Annotated in this window: 5 protein-coding genes; 2 read left to right on the plus strand and 3 right to left on the minus strand. The window is 68.1% G+C overall.

The window, feature by feature from the left end:
• Positions 1 to 1,743: hypothetical protein (locus QZV94_RS22390; protein WP_293682203.1), on the minus strand; the 1,743-nt coding region annotated here is incomplete at its 3' end.
• 297 nt (positions 1,744 to 2,040) lie between these two features.
• Between QZV94_RS22390 and QZV94_RS22395 the strand changes: the two genes are divergently transcribed.
• Positions 2,041 to 3,543 carry an SUMF1/EgtB/PvdO family nonheme iron enzyme gene (locus tag QZV94_RS22395; protein WP_293682206.1) on the plus strand — a complete coding sequence of 501 codons (1,503 nt, stop codon included), beginning with the start codon at positions 2,041 to 2,043 and terminating at the stop codon, positions 3,541 to 3,543.
• Positions 3,544 to 3,559: 16 nt separating this feature from the next.
• Here QZV94_RS22395 and QZV94_RS22400 read toward each other — a convergent pair whose 3' ends face one another.
• Positions 3,560 to 3,997 carry a hypothetical protein gene (locus tag QZV94_RS22400; RefSeq protein ID WP_293682209.1) on the minus strand — a complete coding sequence of 146 codons (438 nt, stop codon included), beginning with the start codon at positions 3,995 to 3,997 and terminating at the stop codon, positions 3,560 to 3,562.
• Positions 3,994 to 4,440, minus strand: coding sequence for a hypothetical protein (locus tag QZV94_RS22405; RefSeq protein WP_293682212.1), 447 nt, complete (start codon positions 4,438 to 4,440; stop codon positions 3,994 to 3,996). The genes QZV94_RS22400 and QZV94_RS22405 overlap by 4 nt, the downstream gene beginning before the upstream one ends.
• Before the next feature lie 182 nt (positions 4,441 to 4,622).
• Between QZV94_RS22405 and QZV94_RS22410 the strand changes: the two genes are divergently transcribed.
• Positions 4,623 to 5,914, plus strand: a 1,292-nt coding sequence (locus tag QZV94_RS22410; protein WP_293682215.1) for an HWE histidine kinase domain-containing protein, incomplete at its 3' end; no start/stop codon positions are given.

Below are 5,914 nucleotides of genomic sequence, written 5' to 3' on the forward strand. Positions count from 1 at the left end.
GATCTTCGGCGTGGCGAAGTTGCCGGCATCGATGTGCAGGGTTGAGGAATAGGTGATCGCGTTGCCGATGACGATGTGGCCGCGGCCCACCGGGGCCAGCTTGTAGCGGCTGGAGACGCCGACGAGGTAGAGGGCGCCCGACGACACGTTGTTGGACGAATAGAAGGCCGCGGCGCTGGCGGTCGGCTCCAGGACCCAGCGCCCGTCGACCAGCGGCAGCTCCAGCGTCGTGCGCAGGCCGAACGTCCCCGTGCGGCCGCCGCCGTTGCGGGAGCCGTAATCGATGTAGCTCAGCGGAACGCTGACCTTCAGGCGCGCGCGGCTGCCCTCCTTGACCCGGAAGCCGCGTTCGAACACGCCGTCGACGAACTGCGCGTCGGCCCCGCCGGCCGAGAGGTGTCCCGCGCGGCCGCCGACCATCCACCCGGTGGTGTCGGGCTCGCGGCCGCGGCCCCCCTTGCCGCCGCCGGCGGTCTCGTCCAGCGCGCCGGAGGGGCTGTCCAGGTCCAGCGCGCCGCGGGTCAGTTGGCCCTGGGCCGAGAACGGGTTGCCCACCAACGGGTCGTTGGGCGTGTTCTCGGCAAGGTATCGCGCGTAGGCGGCGCTGATCTTGCCGCGGTCGGCGTTCTCATTTGCGAAGTCGATGAACTGCTCGAGGGCTTCGTCGCGGTCGGCGGCCCCGGCGCTCGTGAAATTCAGGTCCAGCACAGGCACTGTGAAGGTGATGTCGGGGCTGTTGGCGGCCGCCTCGGCGCGGACTTCGATACCGACAACGCTGAGCGTCGCAGACGCCGCGCTGCATGCGCCGGCCAAAGTCCCGGCGTCGCGGAAGCAACCGCCCGTATAGTTGATCCCGAAGTCGGAGAACGACGAGTCGCGGTTGGCGATGGCGTACGCCAGCAGCTCGCCCGGGTTGGAGACGCCGAAGCTCTTGGTGACCCCGCCGACGGTCAGCGAGCCGGCGATGGCGGAGCCCATGTCCGGGAGCACGCCCTTCGGCAGGACAAAGCTGTCTGGTTCGCCCAGCAGCCGGGCCACCACCAGCGGAGCCTTGCCGCTGGCGAAGAAGTTCTCGTCCAGCTGGCGCAGGGAGTCCTTGCGCCGAAGGAACGGATCGACGCCGGTAGTGGCGTTGAGGTTGGATGTGAAAGCGTAGCCGACGGCCGGCACCGCGAAGGTGAGCGCGATGCTGTTCTCGGGACTGGTCAGGCGGAAGGTGAGGCCGTTGAGCTTCATGGTGGCGTCGACCGAATTGCACGGCTGCACCACCGTACCCATGGGCAGGCCGACCCGGTCGTTGAAGCCGGGGTTCATCCGACAGGCTCCGCCAAAGTCGATGTCGTTCACGTCGAAGACCGCGTCGTCGAGCGATGCGACGTTCGCGATCCGGACCGTCAGCGAGGTGTCGGTTCCCGGCTCGGCCGGGATCAGGCGCACGCCGGGCTCGCGCGCGAGGAGGTCATTGATGGACTGGCCATCGGGCAGGGTCACGCCGTTGGCCGGCGCGCCGCTGAGGAATACGCCCTCCAGCGAATACTGCGTGACCGGCCCCCCGTTGAACACCGTCGGCTGGCCGTTCGACTGGGTGGGCGCGGTCGAAGCGAAGACCTGCGGCATGCCCGCCGCGTAGGGCGAATGCGAGGCCCTCGCGTCCAGTTCCAGAAACTGCGCATGCGCCGGGTCACCCGCGGCGACGCCACAGGTGAGCACGCAGGCGCCCAGCGCCTGCCACTTGAGATTCATGAAAGCCCCCAATCACTAAACTGGGGACGTGTTAGACGGACTACCCGTTAATCTACAATTGATCGAATAGGATCATATACACTATATAATTATATATCCATGTTCGTCACACATTGTTATTTCTCATACTAACTGATGAGTTATCTCTTCCTATTAGAATCCGCGGTGGATATGGCGATTTCAACCTATTGATGTAGTTCGTTTGGCTAAAAGCAGGTGAATGTGAAGATGTGGACTCGCTTCGCACGCTTGGTTGCAGTTGCGGTGTTCTTGGCCCTTTCGGGCGGCTCCTCGGCGATGGCTGCGCCGCCTCGCTTGGCGCTGGTGATCGCCAACAGCGAGTATCGGACCCTGCCGTCGCTGCCCAATGCGGCCCGCGACGGCGACATCATGTCGGGCGCGCTGACCGCCGCCAAGTTCGCGGACGCGTCAGGGACCGGGCCGGTGCGGCCGCGTCGGAACCTTGGCGAGGCCGAGCTGCGGCGCGAGCTGGACGCCTTCGCCGCCGCGCTCGCCGCCGCGGGCGATGAGGCCTTCGGTGTCGTCTATTTCTCCGGTCACGGTGTGACCTTGGGTTCCCATGGCGACGGCGCCCTCGTGCCGGTGGATCAGGGCGCGGAACTGGGCTCGGCCCTGGTCACCCGCGCGGCGATCACCGACCGGCTGCTGGGCGCTGGCGCGCGCACCGTGGTGGTGGTGCTCGACATGTGCCGAAGCACGTTGGACGGCGCGGCGGTGGCCCAGCCGATCCGCATCGACACGCGCGCTTTGCCGCCCGGCTCCAAGGGCCTGACCCGCTATGCGCCGGCCCAGCGACGGCCGGACCAGGGCTACCTGGTGGCCTATTCGACCAGCCCGGACCAGGTCGCCTTCGACTCCGGTGTCTTCAGCCGCATCCTCGCCGAGGAGATCCGCCGCCCGTCGCAGAACGTGGCCGAGGTGTTCAAGCGGGTGTCGGATCGCGTGGCCGTGGGCTCCGGCGCCAAGGCCTGGCAGAAGCCGACGTTCGACTACGGCCTGCAGGGCGAGCCGCCCTGTTTCGTCAGCTGCAACCCCAACGCCGATGCGGGCCGCTTCTACGACTGCGCCGCCTGTCCCTGGATGCGGATCGTTCCCGCGGGCGAAGGCGTCGTCGGCTCGCCCGCCGGCGAGGACGGCCGCGGTCGCGACGAGCCGACCGCGCGACCACTGCGCGTGTCCCGGCCCTTCGCCCTGTCCGTGTTCGAGCTCACCCTGTCGGAGTGGGCGGCGTGCGAACTGGACGGCGCATGCCGCAGGCGTCCGAACTGGTCGAAGGACAACCCCAACCCGCTGATCCCGGCGACCCACATCAGTTATGAGGACGCCCAGGCCTACGTCGGCTGGCTCGCGGCCAAATCTGGCCGAGCCTATCGGCTGCCGACCGAGGAGGAGTGGGAGTATGCCGCCCGGGCGGGCGCGACCACCGCGTTCGGCTTCGGCGACGAGATTTCGCCCAGCCTGGCCAACTACGACCACTCCGCCCGCTATCGCGGCTCGCCGGTGATGCCATTTCGCGGCTATCCGGAAGCGGTCACCGGCTATCCGGCCAACCCCTTCGGCCTCGCCCAGATGGAGGGCAATGTCTGGGAATGGACCTCGGCGTGCGTCACCGGGGACGCATCCCGCTGCAAGGGCCGGGTTTTGCGCGGCGGCTCGTTCGAGAGCGCGCCGGCGGAGCTGCGCCTGGCCAACCGGTTCCCGATCCCGGACGACAAGGTCCGCGCCGACGTGGGGTTGCGCGTCGCGCGCGATCTGGACGCCGACGAGGCTCTACGCTGATCCTCTCGGGGTCGTTCTAGCGCCAGTCGTCCGGACCGGGCGCCGACATCGGCGGGTGGTTGCCGGGGATCAGCGGCTGGTCGGCTCGGCTCCAGAGCCAGCCGACATGGCCATTGTCGATCCGGCGGATCGGGATGTTGGGGCCGTCCAGACCGACCATCATCCGCGCGTTCACGCCGATGATCTGCGTCGGGCCGGGCTCGATCTGCTCGAAGTGGGTGATGCAGCCACAGGTCCGGCAATGGTGGAAAGCGTAGTAGTTCATGTTCCAGCTGTAGGTAGCGGTCGCCGCCGGGTCGGGCCGGGCGACCAGCGTCACCGGGTCATCGCCGATGCAGTATGTCCATAGCGCCCCGTACCGCCGGCAGAGCGTGCAGCTGCAGTCCAGCACCCACTTGGGCGCCGCGGCGACCGCGAAGCGGACGGCGCCGCAGTGGCAGGCAGCCTTGATCACGACAAGCCCCAGTCCTCTTCCCGACCGGGCGGCGGGGTGTTGGGATGGTGTCCCGGGATGATCGGCAGGTCCGGCCGCGTCCAGAACCAGCCCAGGTGACCGTTGTCGATCCGCCGGATGGTGATGTTCGCCCCGTCCAGCCCGATCATCATCCGCGCGTTCAGGCCGAAAATGGGCTGGGTCTCGTGGTCGAGCGCCTGCAGGTGAGTGACGCAGCCGCAGGTTCGGCAGTGGTGCATGCCGATCTCGTGGTCCAGCCAGCTGTAGACTACGGTCGCGGCGGGATCCGGCTCCGAGAGCAACGTCATGGGGTCCTCGCCCCGGCAATAGGTCCACAGGCCCCCGTAGCGTCGGCAGACCGTGCAGCTGCAGTCCAATACCCATTTAGGCGCCGCCGCGACTTCGAAACGGACCGCGCCGCAGTGGCAGGCGCTCTTGATCATGCAGCCTCACTTGGATGTCGGGGGCCCATGAAACACCACCGCCGCGGCCCTTGCCAGCCTTCGCGGCGGCGTCCCCGCCCGCTTCAAATCGGGGAGGAAGGGGCGAACGGGGCGCTCATGCGTTAACGAGCATGGCCGGCGTACAGGATGGGCGAGTTTCGACCGCCGAAGCAGCTAGGCGGATGGCGTCTTACGACTGGTCGAGCACCCCACTGGGCCCCTCCGAAGCCTGGTCGCAGGATCTGATGGACGCGGTTGAACGGATGTCGGTGCGCGCCAGGCCCGGCGCGCGGGACCTCGTCGGAGGCGAGGCCAAGGTGCGGGCCACCGGGGTGGGAGACCTCGGGCTCTTCAACGCGATGGACCAGGCATTCTGCACCATCGAGCTCGCCTTCGACGCGACCGGCAGGGCCTCGGACTACCGGTTCGTGGAGGTCAATCAAGCGTTCGAGCGGCAAACCGGCATCGTGAACGGCGAAGGACGCTGGATGCGCGAGATCGCGCCGGACCAGGACGAGCATTGGTTCGAAGTCTATGGCCGCGTCGCGGTTACCGGCGAGGCTGCGCGTTTCGAGAACTATTCGACCCCCCTGGGCCGCTGGTGGTCGGTGTTCGCCTTCAAGATCGGCGAGCCTGAGGCGCGGCGCGTGGCCCTTCTGTTCAATGACATTACCGACCGCAAGCTGACCGAAGCGGCGCTGCGCGAAAGCGAAGAGGACTATCGCTACTCGACGGAGTTGAACCCCCAGGTGGCCTGGACGGCGGGGATAGACGGGCTCCTGGACCGGGTGGCGCCGCGATGGAAGGCGTGGACCGGCTCGAGTGGCCTGGGCTCCAGCTATGCCGACGCGCTGCACCCGGACGACGTGCAGCGCACATCCGCGGCCTGGGGCCACTCGGTCGCAACCGGCGCCCCGTACGACATCGTGCACCGGGTCCGCCATCTGGACGGCGACTACCGATGGATCCGCTCGCGGGCCTATCCACGCCGCGACGAGGAGGGCGCGATCGTCCGCTGGTACGGCAGCACCGAGGACATCCACCTGCAGAAGACGGCGGAGGACCGGCTGAAGGTGCTGGTCCTGGAGCTGAACCACCGGGTCAAGAACAACCTCACCACGGTCCAGTCGATAGCCCTCCAGACCTTTCGCGCCTCGCCGGGAGACAGCGACGCGCTCGAGGCCTTCCTGCAGCGCATCACCGCCCTGGCGGCGGCCCACGACATCCTGACCCGCGAGCATTGGGAGGCCGCCGGTGTCGCGGACGTGGCGCGGGGGGTGCTGGACGCGCTCAGCGGCGCGGGCTCGCGCATCCGCCTCGCCGGACCCCTGATTCGCCTGCGCCCGGGGGTGGCGCTGTCGCTATCGATGGCCTTCCACGAGCTGGGGACCAACGCGCTGAAGTACGGCGCGCTGAGCGTCCCGAACGGCTGGGTGGACCTGGAATGGTCCGTCGACGCTGCGGCGGGCGACTT

The sequence above is a fragment of the uncultured Phenylobacterium sp. genome (genome assembly GCF_902826855.1).
Classification (GTDB): Bacteria; Pseudomonadota; Alphaproteobacteria; order Caulobacterales; family Caulobacteraceae; genus Phenylobacterium.

Excerpts from the sequence above, each read along its gene's own strand:
- QZV94_RS22405 (WP_293682212.1), bottom strand. The coding sequence starts at position 4,440 with ATGATCAAGAGCGCCTGCCACTGCGGCGCGGTCCGTTTCGAAGTCGCG.
- QZV94_RS22395 (WP_293682206.1), top strand. The coding sequence starts at position 2,041 with ATGGCTGCGCCGCCTCGCTTGGCGCTGGTGATCGCCAACAGCGAGTAT.